The sequence below is a fragment of the Denitrificimonas caeni genome (genome assembly GCF_905120345.1).
GTDB classification, from domain to species: Bacteria; Pseudomonadota; Gammaproteobacteria; order Pseudomonadales; family Pseudomonadaceae; genus Denitrificimonas; species Denitrificimonas caeni_A.
This window is the reverse complement of sequence record NZ_CAJHOA010000005.1, coordinates 39137-62651: the sequence shown is the minus strand read 5'-3', so window position 1 is coordinate 62651 and position 23515 is coordinate 39137. Positions and strand designations below refer to the sequence as shown.

Annotated in this window: 22 protein-coding genes; 11 read left to right on the top strand and 11 right to left on the bottom strand. The window is 48.1% G+C overall.

Going from position 1 to position 23515, the window contains the following annotated elements:
* The first annotated feature begins 163 nt into the window (after positions 1 to 163).
* From aat to infA, 3 genes are all read left to right on the top strand, one after another.
* Entirely contained in the window at positions 164 to 874 is a 711-nt protein-coding gene (gene aat, locus JYJ62_RS10405) for a leucyl/phenylalanyl-tRNA--protein transferase (protein ID WP_205342159.1), read from the top strand.
* The gene (locus JYJ62_RS10400; protein ID WP_205342158.1) at positions 871 to 1572 is read left to right on the top strand and encodes an arginyltransferase; all 702 of its coding nucleotides are present in this window, start codon (positions 871 to 873) and stop codon (positions 1570 to 1572) included. The genes aat and JYJ62_RS10400 overlap by 4 nt, the downstream gene beginning before the upstream one ends.
* A gap of 154 nt (positions 1573 to 1726) precedes the next feature.
* Entirely contained in the window at positions 1727 to 1945 is a 219-nt protein-coding gene (gene infA, locus JYJ62_RS10395) for a translation initiation factor IF-1 (RefSeq protein ID WP_022965546.1), read from the top strand.
* Positions 1946 to 2244: 299 nt separating this feature from the next.
* Here infA and JYJ62_RS10390 read toward each other — a convergent pair whose 3' ends face one another.
* A complete protein-coding gene (locus tag JYJ62_RS10390) occupies positions 2245 to 4404 on the bottom strand; it encodes a TonB-dependent copper receptor (protein WP_205342157.1) in 2160 nt (719 codons plus the stop codon).
* A 54-nt stretch (positions 4405 to 4458) separates the two neighbouring features.
* A complete protein-coding gene (locus tag JYJ62_RS10385) occupies positions 4459 to 4917 on the bottom strand; it encodes a DUF2946 family protein (protein WP_420042841.1) in 459 nt (152 codons plus the stop codon).
* Between the two features lie 338 nt (positions 4918 to 5255).
* On the opposite strand from JYJ62_RS10385, the gene leuA reads away from it, so the two are divergent.
* A complete protein-coding gene (gene leuA, locus JYJ62_RS10380; protein ID WP_205342156.1) occupies positions 5256 to 6932 on the top strand; it encodes a 2-isopropylmalate synthase in 1677 nt (558 codons plus the stop codon).
* A gap of 103 nt (positions 6933 to 7035) precedes the next feature.
* Here leuA and grxD read toward each other — a convergent pair whose 3' ends face one another.
* The gene (gene grxD, locus JYJ62_RS10375) at positions 7036 to 7362 is read right to left on the bottom strand and encodes a Grx4 family monothiol glutaredoxin (protein WP_205342155.1); all 327 of its coding nucleotides are present in this window, start codon (positions 7360 to 7362) and stop codon (positions 7036 to 7038) included.
* A gap of 375 nt (positions 7363 to 7737) precedes the next feature.
* Here grxD and JYJ62_RS10370 point away from each other — a divergent pair, with 375 nt between their 5' ends.
* The 4 genes from JYJ62_RS10370 to JYJ62_RS10355 all read left to right on the top strand — a co-directional run bounded on the left by JYJ62_RS10370 (position 7738) and on the right by JYJ62_RS10355 (position 12159).
* Positions 7738 to 8850, top strand: coding sequence for an ABC transporter ATP-binding protein (locus JYJ62_RS10370; RefSeq protein WP_205342154.1), 1113 nt, complete (start codon positions 7738 to 7740; stop codon positions 8848 to 8850).
* 338 nt (positions 8851 to 9188) lie between these two features.
* Positions 9189 to 11213 (top strand): ribonucleoside triphosphate reductase, encoded by a 2025-nt coding sequence (locus tag JYJ62_RS10365; RefSeq protein ID WP_205342153.1) that lies wholly within the window; start codon positions 9189 to 9191, stop codon positions 11211 to 11213.
* Between the two features lie 77 nt (positions 11214 to 11290).
* Positions 11291 to 11458 (top strand): anaerobic ribonucleoside-triphosphate reductase, encoded by a 168-nt coding sequence (gene nrdD, locus JYJ62_RS10360; protein ID WP_205342152.1) that lies wholly within the window; start codon positions 11291 to 11293, stop codon positions 11456 to 11458.
* 2 nt (positions 11459 to 11460) lie between these two features.
* Positions 11461 to 12159: an anaerobic ribonucleoside-triphosphate reductase activating protein gene (locus tag JYJ62_RS10355; protein WP_205342151.1), complete on the top strand. Its 699-nt coding sequence runs from the start codon at positions 11461 to 11463 to the stop codon at positions 12157 to 12159.
* A gap of 54 nt (positions 12160 to 12213) precedes the next feature.
* On the opposite strand, the gene JYJ62_RS10350 is transcribed toward JYJ62_RS10355, so the two are convergent.
* On the bottom strand, positions 12214 to 12900 hold the full coding sequence (locus JYJ62_RS10350; RefSeq protein WP_205342150.1) for a Crp/Fnr family transcriptional regulator: 687 nt from the start codon (positions 12898 to 12900) through the stop codon (positions 12214 to 12216).
* Positions 12901 to 13082: 182 nt separating this feature from the next.
* Positions 13083 to 13559 carry a Cys-tRNA(Pro) deacylase gene (gene ybaK / locus JYJ62_RS10345; protein ID WP_205342149.1) on the bottom strand — a complete coding sequence of 159 codons (477 nt, stop codon included), beginning with the start codon at positions 13557 to 13559 and terminating at the stop codon, positions 13083 to 13085.
* A 255-nt stretch (positions 13560 to 13814) separates the two neighbouring features.
* Here ybaK and JYJ62_RS10340 point away from each other — a divergent pair, with 255 nt between their 5' ends.
* Genes JYJ62_RS10340 through JYJ62_RS10330 form a run of 3 tightly spaced genes read left to right on the top strand, consistent with a single transcriptional unit; the run spans position 13815 to position 19515 of the window.
* Entirely contained in the window at positions 13815 to 14975 is a 1161-nt protein-coding gene (locus tag JYJ62_RS10340) for an efflux RND transporter periplasmic adaptor subunit (RefSeq protein ID WP_205342148.1), read from the top strand.
* A gap of 11 nt (positions 14976 to 14986) precedes the next feature.
* Positions 14987 to 18112: an efflux RND transporter permease subunit gene (locus JYJ62_RS10335; protein WP_205342147.1), complete on the top strand. Its 3126-nt coding sequence runs from the start codon at positions 14987 to 14989 to the stop codon at positions 18110 to 18112.
* Positions 18109 to 19515, top strand: a complete 1407-nt coding sequence (locus JYJ62_RS10330; RefSeq protein ID WP_205342146.1) for an efflux transporter outer membrane subunit — start codon at positions 18109 to 18111, stop codon at positions 19513 to 19515. Before JYJ62_RS10335 ends, JYJ62_RS10330 begins: the two co-directional genes overlap by 4 nt.
* Before the next feature lie 98 nt (positions 19516 to 19613).
* Here the strand turns inward: JYJ62_RS10330 and gloA are convergent, their stop codons facing one another.
* The 6 genes from gloA to JYJ62_RS10300 form a co-directional block, all read right to left on the bottom strand.
* On the bottom strand, positions 19614 to 20006 hold the full coding sequence (gloA, locus tag JYJ62_RS10325; protein WP_205342145.1) for a lactoylglutathione lyase: 393 nt from the start codon (positions 20004 to 20006) through the stop codon (positions 19614 to 19616).
* Positions 20007 to 20135: 129 nt separating this feature from the next.
* On the bottom strand, positions 20136 to 20339 hold the full coding sequence (locus JYJ62_RS10320; RefSeq protein ID WP_205342144.1) for a hypothetical protein: 204 nt from the start codon (positions 20337 to 20339) through the stop codon (positions 20136 to 20138).
* 122 nt (positions 20340 to 20461) lie between these two features.
* Positions 20462 to 21949: a 2-methylcitrate dehydratase gene (prpD, locus tag JYJ62_RS10315; RefSeq protein ID WP_205342143.1), complete on the bottom strand. Its 1488-nt coding sequence runs from the start codon at positions 21947 to 21949 to the stop codon at positions 20462 to 20464.
* A gap of 218 nt (positions 21950 to 22167) precedes the next feature.
* A complete protein-coding gene (locus JYJ62_RS10310; protein WP_205342142.1) occupies positions 22168 to 22494 on the bottom strand; it encodes a cupin domain-containing protein in 327 nt (108 codons plus the stop codon).
* Between the two features lie 346 nt (positions 22495 to 22840).
* Positions 22841 to 23089 (bottom strand): DUF3297 family protein, encoded by a 249-nt coding sequence (locus JYJ62_RS10305; protein WP_205342141.1) that lies wholly within the window; start codon positions 23087 to 23089, stop codon positions 22841 to 22843.
* A gap of 141 nt (positions 23090 to 23230) precedes the next feature.
* Positions 23231 to 23512: a DUF503 domain-containing protein gene (locus JYJ62_RS10300; RefSeq protein ID WP_205342140.1), complete on the bottom strand. Its 282-nt coding sequence runs from the start codon at positions 23510 to 23512 to the stop codon at positions 23231 to 23233.
* Positions 23513 to 23515: the final 3 nt, after the last annotated feature.

Genomic DNA, 23515 nt, shown 5'->3' with positions numbered 1-23515 from the left:
TGGCTATTTCATCTTTAGACGCTGCGAGTCTGCAGCATTTGCTCTACACATGATTTTTTTACCTATTTAGCCTATCTTAACAGCATATTTATTGCGTACATTTTACTCAACGCTGGCTAAAACATTATCATTCTGGCCTCAGCGCACCCTGTTAAGGTTTTTTATGCTCACTTGGCTCAATCGTGCATCACTCAAGTTTCCCGCGCTCACCCAAGCCCTACGTGAACCCAACGGTCTATTGGCTGCCGGTGGTGGTTTATCCAGTGCACGTCTAATTGCCGCCTATCGTCACGGCTGCTTTCCTTGGTATCAAGATGGCCAACCAGTATTATGGTGGTCGCCTGATCCGCGCACGGTATTGCTGCCCGACTCTTTGCATATTTCACGCAGCTTACGCAAAGTTCTACGCAGCGATCAGTTCACTGTCACCTTTGACCGCAACTTTACCGAAGTGATCCATGCCTGCGCACAACCTCGCGAGCATGAAAACGGTACTTGGATCACCAACGAGATTCAAGCCGCTTATTTTGAGTTACATCGTCAAGGTTACGCCCACTCAGTTGAGGTCTGGCACCAACAAGAATTGGTCGGCGGTTTATATGGTATCGCTATCGGCCAACTGTTTTTTGGCGAGTCAATGTTCAGCCTTGTCAGCAACGCATCTAAAGTCGGCTTTGTCACACTGGTCAGCGCATTAAAAGCCGCGGGTTTTGTTTTAATTGACTGCCAAATGCCGACTTCTCATTTAAACAGCCTCGGCGCACATAATATTTCTCGCGAGGATTTCTCTGGGTACTTAAGCCGTTATCTGGACACGCCGACAACCATGCAGTGGTCAACAGCTGCGATCACCACGAGCGCGATAGCGTTATGAAAACTTTACAACTGTACCTTGGCCAAGAGCATCCCTGCAGTTACTTGGCAGAGCGCAACGCTGGCTCAATATTTATTGACCCACGAGAAGCGGTGACCGCCGAACTGTATAGCCAGCTGATTGAGCAAGGTTTTCGACGCAGCGCTACACATATTTACCGCCCCTACTGCGGCGCCTGTACAGCCTGTATCTCCGCGCGTATTCCGGTGCAAGCTTTTCAACCGACAGCAGCCCAGCAAAAAATCATGCGCCGCAATAGCGATCTGAGTGTGCAGGCGGCCAGTAGCGAATTTCGCGAAGAACATTATCAGCTCTATCAAAACTATATTGAACAACGTCATGCCGATGGCGACATGTATCCACCATCCACTGAGCAGTTTCAAAGCTTTCTCTGCTCTGACTTAGAGTTTGTACGTTTTTATGAGTTTCGTGCAAACGACGAACTTTTGGCCGTTGCCGTAACTGATGTTTTACCTACAGGCTTATCGGCGATGTACACCTTTTTTTCTCCTGAGGATAAGCGTCGTAGCCTTGGCCGCTACGCTATTTTATGGCAAATCCAAGAAAGTTTACGCCTTGGCCTACCTTATGTTTACCTTGGTTACTGGATTAAAGACTGTCAAAAAATGAATTATAAAACCCAGTACCAACCACTTGAAGGCTTTATTAACGAGCACTGGCAAGCTTTACCGGCTTAATTGCAGGGCTCAAGATGAGGCATTTCAAAGTAAATAAATTATTGCCAAGGGATATTTGGCCTTTTTCAGCTAAATACGGCATAATACCCGCCGCTTTTGCCTGAATGCATTTTAAGCGTCAGGTCTTTTATTTGTATTTTGAGGGTTATACTGCATGTCGAAAGAAGACAGCTTCGAAATGGAAGGCACTGTCGTCGACACCCTGCCTAACACCATGTTTCGTGTGGAGTTAGAAAATGGGCACGTCGTTACTGCGCATATTTCTGGGAAAATGCGTAAAAACTATATTCGCATTTTAACCGGCGATAAAGTTCGTGTTGAAATTACGCCTTATGACTTAAGCAAAGGTCGCATTACTTACCGCGCCCGCTAATTCATAAACTGCTGCGTTACAGTCTTAAACACGGTACAGACTTATGGTTTGTGCCGTTTTTTTGTTGTCTGATTTTTACCAACTAAAATGAAGCCAAAGACATAGCTGACATTAAGAAGGGCCTGCGTCTGACGTGTCCAGCGTCGACTCAAGCCCTTCTTTTTCCCTGCAAGATCAGTATGACGTTTAAGCCTGCACACCGTGCTGCCCGTATGTCCTTATACCACTGCGCGCATTTGCCTATCCCTCGCACTGCCTCACAGTGATGATCAGCGCTGAGCGCCGATCATCGCCCACAATTAGAAACTCATATCAACGCGCGTCCACCAGGTACGGCCCACTTCGTTGACACGAGTGGTGTTATCGGTGTATCCAAAACCGGCGTTACCAGCAAGGTTTAAGTGTTCGCTGTAGTTTTTGTCAAACAGGTTGTCCACACCTGCACTGACTTTCCAGCTCTGACTTAAACGGTAAGCACTGTTGATAGAGAACACACCAAAACCTGAGCTTGAGCCAAAGTCTTTACCCACAACGTTACCGCGGCCTTCATCAATACGGTTTTGCGCAGCAGCGACACGCCACAAACCTGCAGTACTCCAATCACCCTGCTCGTAGCTCAAACCAAAACGCGCCTCCAATGGTGGAATTTGCGGCATCGCACGACCGTCTGTGCTGTTCTTCGCGTAAGCATAAGCCAAGCTGACATCACCTTTAATATTAGGTGAAAAATGATAAGCCGCACCGAACTCACCGCCCATAATACGTGCTTTAATATTATCAACTTGCGACATCAGCATCATCGCGCCGGGTCGGTAGCTGAACATAATATAATCGCGCACCTCTCCAACGTAACCAGACGCCCAAGCCTCAATCGGACCTTCGCTATACTGGATACCAAAATCCACTTGCGTGGTTTTTTCTGGATCGGTGCTAGCAAAAGCTGTTGGCTGGAAACCCGTAGGGTTCATACCACCACCAATGGGTGTACTGGTCGCAGAAAACAATTCCCAATAGTCAGGAAAGCGCTGAGTGTGTCCTAAACCAATATAGGTTGTCGCTGGAATGGCCTGTAAATCATGCTCATAGCGTACAAAACCGCTCGGCAATGTTTTACTGCGCTCTTTATTGGCGGTCGGATTGGCTAAACATGCACCCATTCCAGTACAGAGCTTGGCACGCCGATCTGTGGCAGAGGAGCGATCCAAGCGCACACCACTGATCAAACGCTCACCATCAGCCATATTCCAACTGACTTCACTGAACACGCCGTACTGTTCAAACTCTGCGTCTTTCGCCCAAGCCATATGTTTGTAGCTATTGCCCGGTCCTTTACGCGCACGGTGCTCATTCTTCTGCGCATCGACACCAGCAATCACCTCAACCGCATCCCACTGCCACGTACCACTGACACGCGTACCCAGTGTACGGCGCTCGACAGCACTCGCCATCGCCGAGCGCATCGGTATCATAGCGGCGCTAGGATCTGGACTACGTAACGTATAGTTATCCATCACGTGATCAGCGTAATTATAGTAAACCTGCGCTTCTAAGGCTTTCCAGGTCTCGCTTAAGTTCGTTTGTTTAAAACGCAGCCCTAAGCTTTCGCGTTCAAATTGCGTACCATCCATACCTCGGCCGGCATAGCGCGACTCACCATCACCTGTACCTGCGGTAAGCTCCAATAATGTGTCATCAGTCGGAGTCCAACCAAGAATCACGTCGGTATTCCACTTATTCCAACGTGAAGGCACTCGGTCACCGTTACCGTCATTGTAGTCATGCGCTTTTGAACCGTTAGCAATCACTCGTGCATAACCGTCACGGCTGCCCACAGCACCATCAATACTGCGGTCGAAACGACGGTTTGAACCCACTAAGACACTGCCATTTAAACGGTAATCAGGCTCTTCAAAGTTTTCCGGCTCACGCTCAAATAAAATAGTTGCAGCTGAAGCACCCGGCCCCCACAACACAGTTTGCGGGCCCTTAATGACCGTCAGTTTATCGTAAGTTTCAGGGCTGATATAAGAGCTGGGTGAATCCATGCGACTTGGGCACGCACCGAGCATTTCACCGCCATTGGTCAGCAGTTTTAAGCGCGAACCAAACATGCCACGAAACACGGGATCACTGTTGACCCCACCACTGCGCAACGCAGAGAAGCCTGGAATGGTTTTTAGATAATCAGCACCATCACTGGCAGGCACCGGCTGACGTGGTATACGCGGATCAGTCACCACTTTAATCGGTGATTCTTGCGCAACACCCGTGATCACCATCGGCGCTAATTGCGCTGCATCTTTATCTTTCTGAGTCGCAGCACTGGCCTGCAACGGCGTACACATCAACAATCCAAGAAAAGTTGCGTGTGCAAGCGCTAAGCCTTGCGGCAACGGTTTAAGTCTAAAGCCTTTATGTCGGCGAGACGCAACAACGCCTTGAATACTATGGTTATGCATATTGGCATCCATCTATCATTTAAATTAAGTGGCGGGATACAAGCCCCGCTTGATTTAAGCGACTAGACGGATAGGCGGAGCACGTGGATGCCTAAGGCTGTGCGCAGCAGGTAAAGGTTTTGGCGGCGCAGGAAGTACAGCGAGCCAAAGTACTGGCGGCATCACCGGCAGCGATAAGAGGAGAGTTAAAACTAAAGGCGGGCTAACGGTTAGTAAATCGCAATAACCGCACATTTCTAAATTAGCCAGCCATTGCGGCGTGCCAGTAGGGGCAGGCTGATGCCCCATTAATGCATGGTAATCAACCGTTGGGTCAGCATGTTCGGCCGTATCATGTAAAGACGCAGGGCTGTGATCATGCGGCATCACTGCAGTGGTAGCGGAGCTGACAAAAACCGGATCGACAACCAACAGTGCTTGAGTACCAGAAATAAGCGGGCCGACATGGATCATCAGCATGGCAAATAAGCCAAGCCAAATAGCCATTAAGTCATTGCGGCGCTGCTTAATCACACTCGATACTCCATCGTTTTTATAAACATCCCAGTTACAGCTATCAGTAACAAATGATCCCACAGATCAATCAGCAACTAATGCGACAGACTGTCGCACAACAAAAGCAAAACAATAAAAAACTAAAAATTGGAAAATAAAAACATATAAAACTAAAAAATAATCACATTTAGCAACTATCAACCAATTTTAAAACATAGCTTGCAATAAAAAACCTCAATCTATAGTTTTGTAATCAGAGACACGCAGTACGGCGTACCTTTTATCTCATTATCACAATAATGTCAGTATGCCCTGCGGTTATGTTTTATTTCATTGACGACGATTAAGGATCAGCTATGCCGATGTTAAGTAACCCCACCACTAAATACCGTGCCTATCCTGCCTTGGACTTGCCTGACCGCACCTGGCCCAATAACCGCATAACCCAGGCACCGATCTGGTGCAGCTCAGATCTGCGCGATGGTAATCAGTCATTAATAGAACCGATGAGCCCAGAAAAAAAGCTGCGCTTCTTTAAAACCTTAGTAGCCGTGGGCGTTAAAGAGATTGAAGTCGCCTTTCCATCCGCTTCGCAAACAGATTTTGATTTTGTGCGGTTGTTGATCGAAGAGGGTCACATTCCCCAGGATACGACCATTCAAGTACTGACCCAAGCCCGTGAGGATTTGATTGCTCGTACCTTCGAATCATTAAAAGGTGCCCCCAAAGCCATTGTTCACATGTATAACGCGGTGTCCCCAGCGTTTCGCCGGATCGTCTTTAACCAAGACAAAGACGGCGTAAAAGCCATTGCCGTGCACGCCGCCGAGCTGTTTAAAAAATATGCGGCCATGCAACCCGAGACTCAATGGACCTTCGAGTACTCGCCAGAAACCTTTAGCGCTGCTGAAACCCCGTTCTCTGTAGACGTGTGCAATGCGGTTTTGGATGTTTGGCAGCCTACGGCTGATAACAAGGTCATCTTAAACTTACCAGCCACTGTTGAGGTCTCGACACCCAATGTCTACGCTGACCAAATTGAATGGTTTGCACGTCATATTAACCACCGTGAAAACGTGATTATTAGCTTGCACACCCACAACGACCGTGGCACTGGTGTAGCGGCTAGCGAATTAGGCTTATTAGCCGGCGCTGATCGGGTCGAAGGTTGCTTATTTGGCAACGGTGAACGCACCGGCAACGTCGACTTAGTGACCTTAGCCTTGAATATGTACACCCAAGGCGTTAATCCCGAGTTGGATTTTTCAGATATTGATGCAGTACGCAAAGTCGTGGAAGAATGCAACCAACTGCCCGTGCATCCGCGCCATCCCTATGCCGGTGATTTAGTGCATACGGCGTTCTCTGGTTCACACCAAGATGCGATCCGCAAAGGTTTTGCTCAGCGCGAGGCCAATGGCATTTGGGAAGTGCCTTACTTGCCGATTGATCCCGCCGATATTGGTCGCGATTATGAAGCAGTGATACGCGTCAACAGTCAATCCGGCAAAGGCGGCGTGACTTATTTACTTGAACAAGAATATGGCATGCAATTACCGCGTCGAATGCAAATTGAATTTAGCCAAGTAATTAAAGCCGAAACTGACCGTTCTGGCTTAGAAGTGTCGGCTGCGCAAATTTACACATTATTAGACAGCGAATACCTGCAGGCTGTAACACCCTATGCCTTGCATAAACATCGCTTACAAGAAGAAGATGGTATCTGCACCTTAGTGACTGAAGTATCGGCGGATGGCACGATTAACAGTTGGAGTGGTTGTGGTAAAGGCCCGCTAGAAGCCTTAGTGGCGAGCTTACCGATGTCAGTGGAAATCATGGACTATCATGAGCACGCAATTGGTAGCGGTAGCGATGCCAAAGCAGCAGCCTACATTGAACTGCGCCTACCTGGACAACGCTCAGTATTTGGCGTTGGGGTCGACGCCAATATCACCACTGCTAGCATTCGTGCATTCTTTAGCGCACTAAACCGCGCAACAGCTACTGCTGAACCTATGCAAGATTCTGCTTAAACTGTCGTTTTTAGAGCAATAAAAAAGCCCTTGTCTAGTATTGAACTGAACAAGGGCTTTTTTTGATTCAACGAGTCACTATTGAAAGTGAACTCTACAGTCATTAAGCGTCTGCTTTAGCGACCGCATCTTTAACCATAGTCTGCAACTCACCACTTTCATGCAGCTCAGTGATGATATCGCAACCACCAACCAACTCACCACCTACCCATAATTGCGGGAAAGTTGGCCAGTTTGCATAAGCAGGTAAGTTTGCGCGAATATCTGGATTTTGCAGAATATCAACATAGGCAAATTTTTCGCCACACGCCATCAGGGCTTGAGTTGCACGCTGTGAGAAACCACACTGTGGTGCATTTGGAGAGCCTTTCATGTACAACAAGACCGCATTACTTGCGACCTGTTCTTTAATAGTTTCGATGATATCCACAATCCACCTCGACAAATATTGTAATCATTACGCTCATACAGTAGTGAGCACCTGACGCGTATTCTAGCCTAAAACCCAGCACAGCGCTCGGCTTTAGATTAACTCAAATCAAGCATTTTATTTTACTTGTGCAAATTAACCACAATCGTTGCCTTTTAATCAAGCGCTGTACAGAAAAGCGGCGGGCGGCTCGGTAAAAACAGGCCGCGTTTGCACAACACACCCTTTACCTTATAAGATTCAGTCCCAATCGCATTGGGCAAGCGGCTATACTCAATAGCCCTTACTTATTCGACGGTCTGGCCGCAAGCAGACATGTGCTTGCATGTGCAAAAGGCTTTATTGGAATTTTAATCTATCCGGTACCCTATCAGCATGGATAAACAAGGTCCTTTATTAAGCCTCACTGATTTAAGTTGTGGCTATCAGAATCAAACGATCGTGCAAGGTCTAAGCCTACACCTCAATAGCGGTGATATCGGTTGCTTGCTGGGCCCTTCTGGCTGCGGTAAAACCACAACATTGCGTGCAATTGCTGGCTTTGAACCCATTATCAAAGGCTCCATAACCTTGGCTGGCGAAGTCATTTCTCGTGCCAATTTCACCTTAGCACCGGAAAAACGTCGGATAGGGATGGTTTTCCAAGATTACGCGCTATTTCCACACCTGACTGTTGAAAAAAATATCGCCTTTGGCATTCGTAAACATCCCAATGTTCAACGCATCACCCAAGAGTTATTGGAACTGGTCAAACTCAGTGCTTTAGGTCAGCGTTACCCCCATGAACTCTCCGGCGGCCAACAGCAGCGTGTTGCTTTAGCGCGCGCCTTAGCCCCAGAGCCAAGATTACTATTACTCGACGAGCCTTTTTCTAACTTGGATGGCGAGCTGCGTCGCAGCTTAAGTAAAGAAGTTCGCGGTATTCTTAAACATCGAGGCACCAGTGCTATTTTGGTCACCCATGACCAAGAAGAAGCCTTTGCCATGAGTGATAGCATTGGCGTGTTTAATAAAGGCCAGCTGGAACAATGGGATTCACCTTTTAATCTCTACCATGAACCGCTCACGCCTTTTGTTGCCAGTTTTGTCGGGCAAGGTTACTTCATTCGCGGCCAAATGCTTACCAATGATAGTGTGCAAACAGAACTGGGCGTGATTCGTGGTAACCGTGCGTATAATTGGCCCGCCGGTAGTACCGTCGATGTGTTATTGCGACCTGACGATATTATTGACTCGCCAGAAAGCCCTCTCAAGGCCCGTATTATTGGCAAAACCTTTTTAGGCGCAGCCACTTTATATCGACTTGAGCTGCCCACAGGCAATCAACTGGAAGCCATCTTCACCAGCCACATCGATCATTTTCTGGGTGAAAATGTCGGCATCGCGGTGGCGGCTGATCACTTGGTAGCCTTTGCCACGCCTGGCACGGTTGCTGCACATAACAGCTTGCCGATGACAGGGGTCCGTCGTTACAGCGCCAGCAACTGATTCAATCAAAAACCATACCCAGGAACAGCTAACTCCGAGCCATTCTCGCGAAGGGTTAGCCAACAACCTCGACCCACAGCTCAGTAACAGAAACGACGCTCTACCCTTTCCTAACTATTTCGTGAACCTTTGCGCCCCTGCCAGATCAGCCACGGCCCGCGTATGAGCCCTCGCACAAAACCTTTACCGCATCACCATGTGCTCACCTATCACCCGTCTTGATATCTTCTCTGACTTGACCCCTGTCAATTCATAAAACGCTCTCTTCGCGTACCTTGCACTACATCTTGTGTCTGGATCGACACAAAAACACAACATAAGGTATCAAGAGGTTATCTATGCCTGCGCTATCCGCTGTAAAAACCCCACGCCAACTGCGTAAACGTGATCATCGCGACGTCTCTTTTGATGCACAAAAAATTCTGCATGCGATTACCGCTGCGGGGCGTGCGACTAGTGAATTTAACCCAGCATCTGCCGCTCAGCTCTGCGAGCGAGTGCTGGAAAGCCTGCCTGAGCACGACGCACTCAACGTCGAAGAAATTCAAGATTGTGTAGAAATCACCTTGATGGAAGCAGGGCATTTCCGTACCGCTCGCGCTTATATTGTTTACCGCGAACAACATTCACGTTTACGCCGTGATCGCAAATCATTAGTGGATGTTGCCTCATCAATGAACGAGTACTTATCTCGTGAAGACTGGCGCGTGCGTGCCAATGCAAACCAAGGTTATTCATTGGGCGGTTTGATTCTTAACGTATCTGGGAAGGTGACTGCCAACTATTGGCTCAATGAAGTTTACAGCCCTAAAATTGGCGAAGCGCACCGTGAAGGCGATTTGCATATCCATGACTTGGATATGTTAGCAGGCTATTGCGCCGGCTGGTCGTTACGCACCTTACTTAACGAAGGTTTTAACGGTATTCCAGGTCGCGTTGAAGCCGGTCCACCGAAGCATCTTTCCAGTGCTTTGGGACAAATGGTTAACTTTCTTGGCACCCTACAAAACGAATGGGCCGGCGCACAAGCGTTCAGCTCCTTTGATACTTATCTCGCGCCTTTTGTGCGTAAAGATAATCTCAGCTATGACGAAATACGCCAAGATATTCAAGAGTTTATCTACAACCTCAACGTACCTTCACGTTGGGGCACGCAAACGCCTTTTACCAATCTGACCTTTGACTGGGTTTGCCCTGATGATTTACGTGAGCAAATCCCTTACATTGGCGGCGAAGAAATGCCGTTTGCTTACGGTGATTTGCAAGCAGAAATGGAGCTGATCAACCAAGCCTATATCGAAGTGATGCAAGCGGGGGATGGTTTAGGTCGAGTGTTCACCTTCCCGATCCCCACCTACAACATTACTCATGATTTCCCTTGGGATAGCGAAAACGCCAATCGTTTATTTGAAATGACTGCACGCTATGGCCTGCCCTACTTCCAAAACTTTCTTAATTCTGAGCTAGAACCCAATCAAGTTCGCTCAATGTGCTGCCGCTTACAGTTAGACGTACGTGAATTACTCAAGCGCGGCGGTGGCCTGTTTGGTTCAGCCGAGCAAACCGGCTCTTTAGGTGTGGTCACCATCAACTGCGCGCGCTTAGGCTATTTGTATAAAAACAATCCAATCCGCTTATACCGCCGTTTAGATGAACTACTAGAGATGGCTAAACAGAGTTTGGAAGTGAAACGCAAAGTGATTCAGCACCACATGGATGCAGGCTTATACCCTTACACCAAGCGCTATTTAGGCACCTTACGTAACCATTTCGCCACCATTGGTCTCAACGGTTTACATGAAATGCTGCGCAACTACACCTCAGATCAAGACGGTATGCATACTGCTGCGGGCCGCAAGATGGCGATTGAGTTGCTTGATCATGTGCGTGAGCGTTTAGTCGCTTTCCAAGAAGAAACCGGCAATTTATACAACCTCGAAGCAACACCAGCGGAAGGTACCACTTACCGTTTTGCCAAAGAAGACCAAAAACGCTTTGCCGATATTCTCCAGGCCGGCAGCTACGAAGCACCCTATTACACCAACTCATCACAGTTACCGGTGGGCTTTACCGATGACGCGTTTGAAGCGCTGGAACTGCAAGACGAACTGCAATGTAAATACACTGGCGGCACCGTGTTGCACTTATATATGTCGGAGCAGATTTCGTCGACGCAAGCTTGTAAGAACTTAGTGCGTAATGCCTTAGGCCGCTTCCATTTACCTTATTTAACCATCACGCCAACCTTCTCTATTTGCCCGACTCACGGCTATTTAGCGGGCGAACATGAGTTCTGTCCGAAGTGCGATGAAGCACTACTGCAAGAACAACAACGTGCCCAACATCTCCAGGCGGTCAACTAAGACCACTTCGAGTCACCCAACGCGCTCAATAGTGGCGCATTGAACAGATGCTTAGCATCAAAAAAAAGGAAGCGATTATGCAAAATTCTGTACAACTCCCAGAAGAACAACGTCAACGCTGTGAAGTTTGGACCCGTGTGATGGGCTATCACCGTCCAGTCAGTGCCTTTAACCCAGGTAAACAATCTGAGCACCGCGAGCGTCTACACTTTAACGAACAGCCCACTCAGCGCCAATCCGCCTAAGTATGGCTGAGCTGTTAAGAGTCGGGGGCTTCGTGCCCCTGACCACCTTAGACTATCCTGATCACCTGTCTTGCGTGGTGTTTTGCCAAGGTTGTGCGTGGCGCTGTCGCTATTGTCATAACCCTGACTTAATCCCTGCCCGCGGTGAACAAAATAAGAGTTGGCCAAGCGTTTTAGAGTTCTTACAACGCCGCCAAGGTTTGCTTGAGGCCGTAGTCTTTAGCGGCGGTGAAGCCACTTTACAACACGCGCTCAAAGCAGCTATGCAAGATGTGAAAAAACTCGGTTTTAAAGTAGGCTTGCATAGCGCGGGGATCAACCCGAAAGCCTTCGAGCGAGTTTTGCCTGAATGCGACTGGGTTGGTTTTGATGTGAAGGCGTTAGTTGAAGACACTGAACTGATTACCGGTGTATCAGGTAGCGGCCAAGCGAATTGGCAGTGCTTAGAATTACTTCTCGCCAGCGGTGTCAGCTATGAATGCCGCACCACAGTGCATTGGGATTTAATTGACCCGCAGCGGCTACTGCAACTTGCTCAACGTCTCAGTGCAGCGGGTGTTGCCCATTTTGTCGTGCAACATGTACGGACAAAAAGCATGCTCGATAACCAACTGGCACAGCGCAATGCCAATCTTGGCACAAAAGCACTTTGGCAAGAAATCAGCAAACTGTTTAGCACCTTTGTACGTCGCAACGATTAATCTCGCCCAACGCACACTTGCACTTAAAGCAATCGAGAGAAAACACTAGTGCCGTTAAGCAAACGGCTCTAGTAAGCGTTCAATACTTGGAATATGGATACTACGGCCTTTCATTATGATCAATTCTTGTTGATTTAAACGCGCCATAATTCGTGACAAGGTTTCCGGCTGCATCGACAAACGCGCAGCGATCAGGCGTTTTGGCAAGGGTAATTCAATATCAACGGTTTCTTGTCCACGGTCTTCAAGCTGTTGAATCAAATACAAAGCAAAGCGCTGCGTCGCATTTTGTAAAGTTAGGGTTTCTAACTCACCTAGACGCTGATGTAAGCGCATGCTCATATGACCCAATAACTGAATGCAGACTTTTGGATTTTCTTCGAGCAAGGTCATCATCAGTCGATTTGGAAAACTCACCAACTGCACCGCTTCTAAGGTTTCGGCACAAACCGGATATTCCGAGCGCTGCATAAACATGACGGCTTCAGCAAAGGTTTGCCCTGCTTGAATGATTTCAACGACCTTCTCTTGGCCATCCGCAGAAATACGGTAGAGCTTAACCCGTCCTTTTAGAACCAAGAAGAAACGCTCAGCAGGCTGCCCTTGGCGGATTAATAGCTCGCCTGCGCCAAACTCCTGCTCATGACTTTGCGCAATTAAACGCTCTTGTTCCACTGGACCAAGATGCTTAAAAAAAAGATGCCGCAAAATAGCACTCACAGCTGGATGCGTGAACTGCATACACCGCTCCTGAACAAATCAATACGTATAGGGCATCATTCACAACGACTGTATTAATCAGAGTTGATGCCAGTCAAGTTGCGCTTACCTTAATACCTTATTGATAATGCTTCACTACTCTTGACGCGCAGCACAGGCTTTTCTTGATTTACAACAAGAAGCAGCACAGCACGACGCGCCCATCACTCACTAAAGTTAGCAATATCAACACACTGCCCTTGAGTTAAGAGCAACAAATCATCAGCCGCAATTTCAACTTCCAAACCTCGACGACCGGCACTGATATATAAAGTGGCAAATTTCTTAGCACTGCAATCTAAAAATGTGCGTAAAGATTTTTTCTGTGCCAAGGCGCTGATACCGCCGACTAAATACCCTGTACTCCGTTGCGCCTGTCTTGGGTCAGCCATTTCAGTTTTTTTAACTCCAGCACAGGCAGCAATAGCTTTTAAATTAAGCTGCGCATGCACCGGCAACACTGCAACCAATAACTCTCCCGCCTCGGTGTTGACCAATAAGGTTTTAAACACACGTTCAGGCGCTAAACCTAGTTTTTCCGCCGCCTCAAGACCGTAAGACGGCGAACGTGAATCATGGTTATAGCTATGCACGCGATGAGCAATGCATTTTTGTTTTAATAAGAGAATAGCCGGAGTCATTACTCACCTTTCTGTGCAAAATAAAGCTGTGCACCATTATGCCTAAAAAGCTAGAGCAAACACGCTATTTAGCGATAAAAAACCGCCATTTAAATAAGCCTCTTACCAACATACACCAATGAATGTATATTAACCGGCTAAATCAAAACGCACTGCATTTCAGCCTAAAACAGTGCATAATTGAGCAGCTCTGCACCCGTATTTGCGTGCGTTTATCGTGCACTGCTAAAAAAGATGCTAATTAGGAATATTTCTATGACCCGCCCTTCATCAAGCACTACTGCTATTTTTCTGACTCTTGCTTGTGCAGTACTGATCAGTGCTTGTGACCAACCCAAAGAGCCTGTACAGCAAGAGCGTCCAACGCCTAAAGTTGGCATTGTCACTCTATCTTCACAAGCGTACACCCTAACCAGCGAGTTACCCGGTAGAACCGCTGCCTATCGCATTGCTGAAGTGCGACCGCAGGTCAATGGTATTATCCAAAAACGCCTCTTCAAAGAAGGCAGCGAAGTTAAAGCCAATCAACAACTGTATCAAATTGATCCTGCTCTTTATGAAGCCAATTTAAAAAGTGCACAAGCCAGCTTCTTAGCCGCTCGCTCGTTGGCCGATCGTTATAAATTACTGGTCGAAGAGCGCGCTGTGAGTCGCCAACAGTACGATGACGCACAAGCCAACCGTCTGCAAGCAGAAGCGGCGCTGGAACGGGCAAAAATCGAACAACGCTACACTCGCGTACTCGCTCCTATTGCCGGTCGTATTGGCCGCTCCAGTGTCAGTGAAGGTGCGCTAGTCAATAGCGGTCAAGCACAAGAGTTAGCAGTGATTCAGCAGTTGGATCCCATTTATGTGGATGTCACCCAATCCGCCAATGACTTATTGCGCTTACGCCGCGAACTGGCCAGTGGTCAACTGGAAAAAGCCGGTGATAATGCCGCACAGGTCTCGTTAAAGCTCCAAGACAGCAGTGCCTATCCACATACCGGTACTCTAGAGTTCTCTGAAGTATCAGTCGATGCCAGCACCGGTTCAGTGACCTTACGCGCCGTCTTCCCAAATCCTGACGGTCTGCTGCTACCTGGCATGTTTGTTCAAGCCAACCTAGTCAATGGTGTGCAGAGCCAAGCCATTTTAGCGCCTCAGCAAGGGATCACCCGCAACGCTAAAGGTGAAGCGACAGCCATGGTGGTCAATGCCGACAATACCGTTGAAGTACGTAGCTTAAAAGCGCAGCGTACTGTTGGTGATCGCTGGTTAGTCACTGAGGGTTTACACGATGGCGATCGTATCATCACTGAAGGTACCCAGTTTGTGAAGTCAGGCGCAAGCGTTGACCCATACCCTGCTGGCAACGTTAAAGCAGCAACAGACAGTACTGAGACTTCTGAAAACGCTGCAAGCCAAGCTCAATAAGGGATAACTTCATGTCGAACTTTTTTATCGACCGCCCCATTTTCGCTTGGGTTTTAGCCCTTGTGGTGATGTTAGTTGGTGGTCTCGCAATTCTTAAATTGCCGGTCAATCAATACCCCAGCATTGCTCCACCTGCTGTAGGTATTTCGGTCAGCTACCCTGGTGCCTCTGCACAAACAGTGCAAGATACCGTGGTGCAAGTGATCGAACAAAAAATGAACGGTATTGACGGTCTGCGTTATATTTCGTCAGAAAGTAACTCCGATGGCAGCATGAGCATTACCATCACTTTTGAGCAGGATGTTGATCCCGATACGGCTCAAGTGCAGGTGCAAAATAAACTGCAACTGGCCACACCATTGCTACCGCAAGAAGTACAGCAGCAAGGGATTCGCGTGACCAAATCGGCGCGCAACTTCTTAATGGTCGTAGGGATTATTTCTGAAGACGGTAGCATGAGCAGGTATGACCTGGCTGACTACACCGTCTCCAACATTCAAGACCCTATTTCACGTACTGCAGGTGTCGGTGACTTCCAGATTTTCGGCGCACAATATGCAATGCGTATCTGGCTCGATCCAGCCAAACTGACCAACTTCGCGATGACGCCGGTGGATGTTTCGAACGCCATTCGTGCGCAAAACGTGCAAGTATCATCAGGCCAACTGGGTGGTTTACCTGCCTCGCCTAACCAGCAACTGACTGCTACCATTATTGGTAAAACCCGCTTTGAAACCCCAGAACAATTTGAAAACATTCTGCTGAAAGTGAATCAAGATGGCTCACAAGTACGTCTGAAAGATGTGGCTCGGGTTGAATTGGGGGGTGAAAACTACAGTGTTAACGCCGAATACAATGGTAGCGCAGCAACAGGTATCGGTATCAAGCTGGCCACCGGTGCCAACGCCCTAGATACGGCTCGCGCCGTACGTGCGACCTTGGCTGAGCTGGAGCCCTTTTTCCCGCAAGGGATGAAAATTGTTTACCCGTACGACACTACACCAGTGATTTCAGCTTCGATTGAGGGGGTTATTTACACCCTTGCCGAAGCCTTTGTGCTGGTGTTCTTGGTGATGTACTTATTTATGCAAAACCTGCGTGTGACCTTAATCCCGGCCTTGGCTGTTCCGGTCGTGATTCTCGGTACATTCGGTGTATTAGCAGCGTTTGGCTACAGCATTAACACCCTGACCATGTTCGCCATGGTATTGGCCATCGGCCTCTTGGTGGATGACGCCATTGTTGTGGTGGAAAACGTCGAACGAGTGATGGAGGAAGAAGGCCTATCACCGCTCGAAGCAACCCGTAAATCAATGGGGCAAATTCAAGGTGCTCTGGTTGGTATCGGTTTAGTACTGTCGGCAGTATTTATTCCGATGGCCTTCTTTGAAGGCTCGACCGGGGCGATTTACCAGCAATTCTCGGTCACCATTGTTTCCGCCATGGTGCTCTCGGTGATGGTCGCTTTGATCTTTACCCCAGCCCTGTGCGCCACCATGCTCAAACCCATTAAAAAAGGTGGCAATATCGAAAAACGCGGTTTCTTCGGTTGGTTCAACCGCAGCTTCCAGCGGGGTGTTAATCGCTACGAGCAAGGCGTTACCGCGATGATTCGTCGTAAAACACCTTACCTACTGATGTATCTGATAATCGTGGCCATTATGGGCTGGATGTTTACCCAAATCCCCACCTCATTCTTACCCGAAGAAGATCAAGGCGTGCTATTTGCCCAGATACAAACGCCAGAAGGCTCAACCACTGAACGCACCTATGAAGTCGTCAGCAAAATGCGTGACTATTTGCTCAATGAAGAAACCGACACCGTTCGTTCTGTGTTTGCGATTACCGGCTTTAACTTTGCCGGGCGTGGGCAAAACTCTGGGATGGCGTTTATTGGCCTGAAGCCTTGGGAAGAGCGCACCCAAGCGCATCAAAACGTGTTTTCTTTAGCCAAACGTGCACAAATGCACTTCTTCTCTTTCCGTGATGCAATGGTGTTCGCTTTTGCACCACCCGCAGTGATGGAGCTGGGTAACGCCACTGGTTTTAATATGTTCTTGCAAGACCGTGCGGGTGTCGGCCACGCCGTACTCAGCCAAGCGCGCGATCAGTTTGTCCAGTTGGCGAATCAAGACCCACGCTTAACACAAGTGCGCGCCAACGGTTTGCGCGATGAGCCGCAATACAAGTTGATTATTGATGATGAAAAAGCCAGCGCCATGGGCTTGTCATTAGCCGAAATTAACCAAACGCTATCAGCGGCGTGGGGCAGTAGTTACGTCAACGACTTTATTGATCGCGGCCGCGTGAAAAAAGTCTTTATGCAAGCCGAAGCTAATGCAAGGATGAACCCTGAAGACTTAGCTAAATGGTATGTGCGCAATAATAAAGGCGAGATGATTCCATTTAACAGCTTTGCCCGTGGCGAATGGACCTATGGCCCACCGAAACTATCGCGTTATAACGGCGTACCGGCCATGGAAGTTCTTGGTAGCGCAGCGCCAGGCTCAAGTTCGGGTGATGCCATGTTGGCCGTAGAAGAAATCGCCAAGCAACTACCGACTGGTGTGGGTATGGCTTGGACAGGCTTATCCTACGAGGAACGTCTGTCGGGTGACCAAGCGCCTGCTTTGTATGCGCTGTCGTTATTAGTCGTATTTTTATGCTTAGCAGCGATGTACGAGAGCTGGTCAATCCCATTCTCGGTGATGCTGGTCGTACCTTTAGGCATCATCGGTGCCTTGCTAGCGACTTATGGTCGTGGCTTATCCAATGACGTGTATTTCCAAATTGGTTTGCTCACCACCATTGGCTTATCGGCGCGTAATGCGATCTTGATTGTTGAGTTCGCAAAATCTCTGCATGAGCAAGGCATGAGCTTGGCTGAAGCGGCAGTAGAAGCCAGCCGTATTCGTCTACGTCCGATTATCATGACCTCGCTGGCCTTTATCCTCGGCGTAACACCACTGGCGATATCGACGGGTGCTGGTGCGGGCAGTAAACATGCAATCGGAACCGGCGTGATCGGCGGAATGTTAACCGCAATGCTTTTGGCTATATTCTTTGTGCCCTTGTTTTATGTATTTGTGAGCTCTTTATTTAAAACAACCGCTGATAAACAGGAGGACGCACCATGAAGCGTACCGCCCTCGCCGCTGCGTTATTGATGGCACTAACCGGTTGTTCACTGATTCCTAACTATCAGCAACCCGAAGCGCCGGTTGCTGAACAGTGGAGTGATACAGATGTGCAACAGAGCCTAGCGGCCCTCCCCAACTGGCGTGAGTTTTTCCAAGATCCAGTCTTGCAATCTCTGATCAATACCGCCTTAGACAACAACCGTGATATGCGTATTGCGGCACTGAATGTTGAGGCATTCCGCGCACAGTACAGCATTCAACGCAGCGCTCTGTACCCTTCGCTCGATGCCAGTGGCGGTGCCACTCGTCAGCGTATTCCTGGCAGTATGAACCCTACTGGGAGTGACTCGACGATCAACAGTCAGTACTCGGCAAACGTAGGTATTAGCGCATGGGAACTCGACTTCTTTGGCCGTGTGCGCAGCTTACGTGATCAAGCATTAGAGACCTACTTTGCCAGCGAGCAAGCCCAGCGCAGTACACAGCTGAGTTTAATCGCTAGTGTTGCCACTGCTTATTTGACTCTGCAAGCAGATCAAGAAACCTTAGCCTTAGTGCGCGACACCTTAGCCACCTATGAAGACAGTTTGGGGCTGGTTGAGCGCAGCTATGATGCTGGAATTGCAGCCTCACTTGAACTGCAACAAGCACGCACCGCGGCTCATGGTGCACGGATTAGCCTGGCCCAGTTTGAGCGACAAACAGTACAAAGCCGTAACGCACTGAATCTGCTGTTAGGCAGCAAAGCACCAGCTGACCTTGCTAAAGCCGTACCACTCAATCAGTTTAGGTTTGCACAGTTACCGGTCGGTTTACCTGCTGATTTGCTGCAGCGTCGTCCCGACATCCTACAAGCCGAATATGAACTGAAAGCGGCTAACGCCAATATTGGTGCCGCCCGTGCAGCATTTTTCCCCAGCATTAGCTTAACTGCGAATGCGGGTAGCTTAAGCCCTGACTTATCGGGATTGTTTGATAGCGGCAGTGGTTCATGGTTGTTTATGCCAAGCATTAATATACCGATATTTAATGCTGGTCGTTTAAGCGCTAACTTGGACTACAGCAAGATCCAAAAAGATATCAATATCGCCCGCTACGAAAAAGCCATTCAAACGGCTTTCCAAGAGGTGGCTGACGGCCTGATTGAGCGTACCACCTATAAGCAACAACTGGCCGCCCATGATGATCTGGTTCAATCCAGTGACGAGTATTTAAAACTGGCTGATCGTCGCTACCGTGAAGGGATTGATAATCAGCTGACTTTACTGGATGCACAGCGCTTGTTATTTAATGCGCAACAACAACGCATCAGCACTCAGTTTGCGCAGTTGGTCAGTGAAATCAATCTGTATAAAGCCTTAGGTGGTGGTTATACCGAGGACAACGCACAGCAACCATAACGCTGTGCGAAAGCGCTGCTGGTCAAAGCATATAGCAATAAAAAAGGGCGTCCTGTTAATACAGACGCCCTTTTTTATTGCTATATGCAAGGTGCTGATTAGTCACCCCGTTGCGCTGATAGCAACTCAATTTTGTAGCCATCCGGGTCTTCAACAAAAGCTAGAATACTTGAACCATGTTGCATGGGTCCCGGCTCACGAGTGATTTTTCCACCACGCGCACGGATATCATCACACGCCTTATAGACATCATTCACTTCTAAAGCGATATGGCCGTAACCATCACCCAAATCGTACTTTTCAACGCCCCAATTATGCGTTAATTCAACCACACTGTTACTGGCTTCATCACCATAACCAACAAACGCCAAGGTGAACTTACCCTCGGGATAATCACGACGACGTAACAGTTGCATGCCTAACACTTCAGTATAAAAAGCAATCGAAGCATCCAGATCACCCACACGCAGCATTGTATGTAAAAGTCTCATCAAGTTACCCTCTTTAGCATCATAAAATGACATCAGTGCAAACATCAGCATACAGGCTGAGAGGTATTTTACCCATGAATCGCACGGCTTAACACCCAGCCGCTTCAAGTCAGTCACAGAGACACTGAGCTATTTCTTTATGGGAAGGTTCTCAAGTAGTTTTATGATGGTGTGGTTGTTGTTTAGATTGGCCAAATCAAGAAGGTAGCTTCTTTCAATATCAAGCATGGGCCGGTTGCCCAATAGCTTTTCCACCAACGCCTCCTCGCCATTTATTATGGCGGTTTCTAAGGCCATGTAATTTGCCATTCGATGCTCATTTTGATCAGTCATCCTAGACCCCATTCGTTATGTTAATTGTTCACAGCTAAAGTCACAGCTCATTGTGAGTCCTAACAATATGACCCGTCATGTTGCAATGCAAGAGTCTGGGTCAACCAAACTCTTGCTCAAACCTAGGCAATAACAAACAAGTCCATAAAGCGGTTAACTGGTGTGGCCTCCAACGTGGTTTGATCTTTACACAGAGTGAAAATCGTTTCACTTTGCTGGCTTGGAAAACGTGTAGCTAGATTTGATTTAAATTTAAGCTCCAACAGAGGAATCCCCTCTGCACGACGACGGCGATGACCCACTGGGTATTCAACCACTACGTCTTCGGTGCAACTGCCATCTTTAAAGAACACCTGAATAGCATTAGCAATCGAGCGTTTGTCCGCTTCTAAATACTCTGCAGTAAAGCGTTTATCTTCGACAATTTGCATTTTGTTGCGCAGTTCATCAATGCGCGGATGAGCCTGATGAAAATCATCTTCGTAATGCTCAGCGATCAAGTCGCCAAAAATCAACGGCACAGCAACCATGTACTGTAAACAATGATCGCGGTCTGCCGCGTTAGCCAATGGGCCTGTTTTTGAAATAATGCGAATGGCAGACTCGTGGGTACGAATCACGATTTTGTCGATATCCGCTAAGCGATCTTTAACCTGAGGATGTAAAATAACCGCCGCCTCTGCAGCTGTTTGCGCATGGAACTCTGCAGGAAAGGAAATCTTAAACAAGATATTTTCCATCACATACGAGCCATAGTCTTGGGAAAATGAAAACTGGCGCTCATTCTCAGGTTTGAGTTTTTGATCTTTATTAGTTTTCGAGAACGAGACGTCATAAAAGCCCCACTGTGGCGCGGTTAATACGCTAGGAATACCCATTTCGCCGCGCATGGACATGTCGGCTAAACGCACCGCTCTTGAAGTCGCATCGCCTGCCGCCCAAGATTTACGTGAGCCAGCATTAGGCGCATGACGATAGGTACGCAGTGCCGAGCCATCAACCCAAGCTTGCGAGATGGCCGCCATAATTTGCTCTCGGTTGCCACCCATCATTTTCGTGACGACCGCAGTTGAGGCAACGCGGACTAATAAGACGTGACACAAGCCGACCCGATTAAACGAGTTTTCTAGCGCAATCACACCTTGAATTTCATGCGCCATGATCATCGCTTCAAGTACGTCGCGCATCAGTAAAGGCTGCTCACCATTGGATAGCCGCACTTGAGATAAGTGATCGGCCACGGCCAGAATGCCACCGAGGTTGTCTGATGGATGCCCCCATTCAGCGGCCAGCCAGGTATCGTTGTAATCCAGCCAGCGAATGATGCAACCTATGTCCCACGCCGCTTTTACTGGGTCGAGCGTCAGTGATGTACCTGGCACTCGCGCGCCATTGGGCACAACAGTGCCTTGCACGATCGGTCCGAGGTGTTTTGTGCATTCGGGAAAGCGCAAAGCAAGCAAGCCACAACCGAGTGTATCCATTAGACAGTTACGTGCGGTGTCGAGCGCTTCTTCGCTGGAGACTTGAAAAGTTAATGCATAATCAGCGATATCTTGGATGACTTGATCGTAATCGGGGCGAATATTAATATCTGCATTACTACTCATCTTTTTATCCTCATTCGTTTGTTTTCTGAGTCTTACGTCTACCTTACTTTAGGTTTATTTATCTGTGATGTCCTAATCTGAACAAATTGGACAGTTATAATGTGCACATGTTCGGCTGCGCTGGCTAGCTCATTCAGGCAGATCAACTCGTTTAGTCATACTGACGCCTTAACTCGCCGATGCTATTAATCACACCACTGCGCGACCTGTTGCAACGCTTATTTATAATGGACGGCCAACCATATAGTTTCGATATCTGGGTCTGTCCAAGCCACTTTATGCTTAGTGTGTGCAGGAATATTAAGGTAACTGCCAGCCAGCAAATGAACAGGCGCTTGGTTTTCAAACTCTATTTTTGCTTGACCCTTTAGCACAATCACCCACTCATTTTCACTTTGATCATACCAGCCTGACGTCGGTGAAGAATGGCCTTTGGATATGATTCGCTCTATTTTTATATTTTGCCCAGTGACAATATTTTCAAACAGCTCGTTGCTGATGTCATCCGCTAAAAACTCAAAGATATTGCTAATGGCTTGGCTCATATGTATGTCTCACTGGCGGCATAAAAATTAATAAGCCCCGATGGCTGCGCGTTTATTTGCTGTCCGCGCCCGACTGTGCCCCACCTAAAGTATCTTTAGGGAAATACGTATAATGTGTGACGGGTCTTTCGTGGGCACTGAAGGCCCAACACGGCGGAGTACCCAAGGTTTTTTTAGCGCGCTAACCACCTTGAGGTTTTATTGAGCATAGGATAAACGAACTGTTTGTCTTGCAAGCTGTGGCTTGGGGGCTGGCGAAGCTCGTAATATACCGATCTAATCATGCAAAGGGTCTAAATGCCTCTAGACCCTTTTAGCACCATCATCAGTAATCTTAAAAAATCACTTACTTATAAAAAGCTTCAACAGTTCCTTTTAGCGTAATCATCAGCGGCTGGCCGCGACGATCTTTCGCTTTAGGCGAAGCAATTTTCACCCAACCTTCGCTGATGCAATATTCCTCAACATCAAAACGCTCTTTGCCGTTGATCCGAATACCAATATTATTCTCAAAAATTTGTGCCACATGATGAGGGCTCTGCGGATGACCCGAAAGACGATCGGGTAAAGCAGGTAGTGCTGTCGTGTCGTTCATGTTTGACCTAGCGTCGATAAAAAGTGCGTCATTGTAGACAACATAGACCTAACGCTCAAGAAATAGCATTAGCAATGCACGATCTCAACCAGCCTACTGATGCGTGGTCAAATCTTTGAGTGAATCAATGCTCTTATTTAATTAGAGAAGCTCACGAGTTACGTTTATCACACGTCCTTCTACGCTGCGCTGTATCTTGTCTTCGATTTGGCTGCACTGCGCTTCGACTTCACGCTTGGAGTTTGCCACCACCACAAATGACCACTCGCTGGCATCGTGTTTGTTCTGTTCGCCACTCTCGCAGACCGCCACCGCTGGGTTGCGCCCGAACCGTTCATGCATGCCGCCGATACGCTGGCGCTTTTCTTTTAGAGAGCCGCATCCAGGTAGAGAAAAAGTCATGGTCAGGACACCGATGTGCATCTT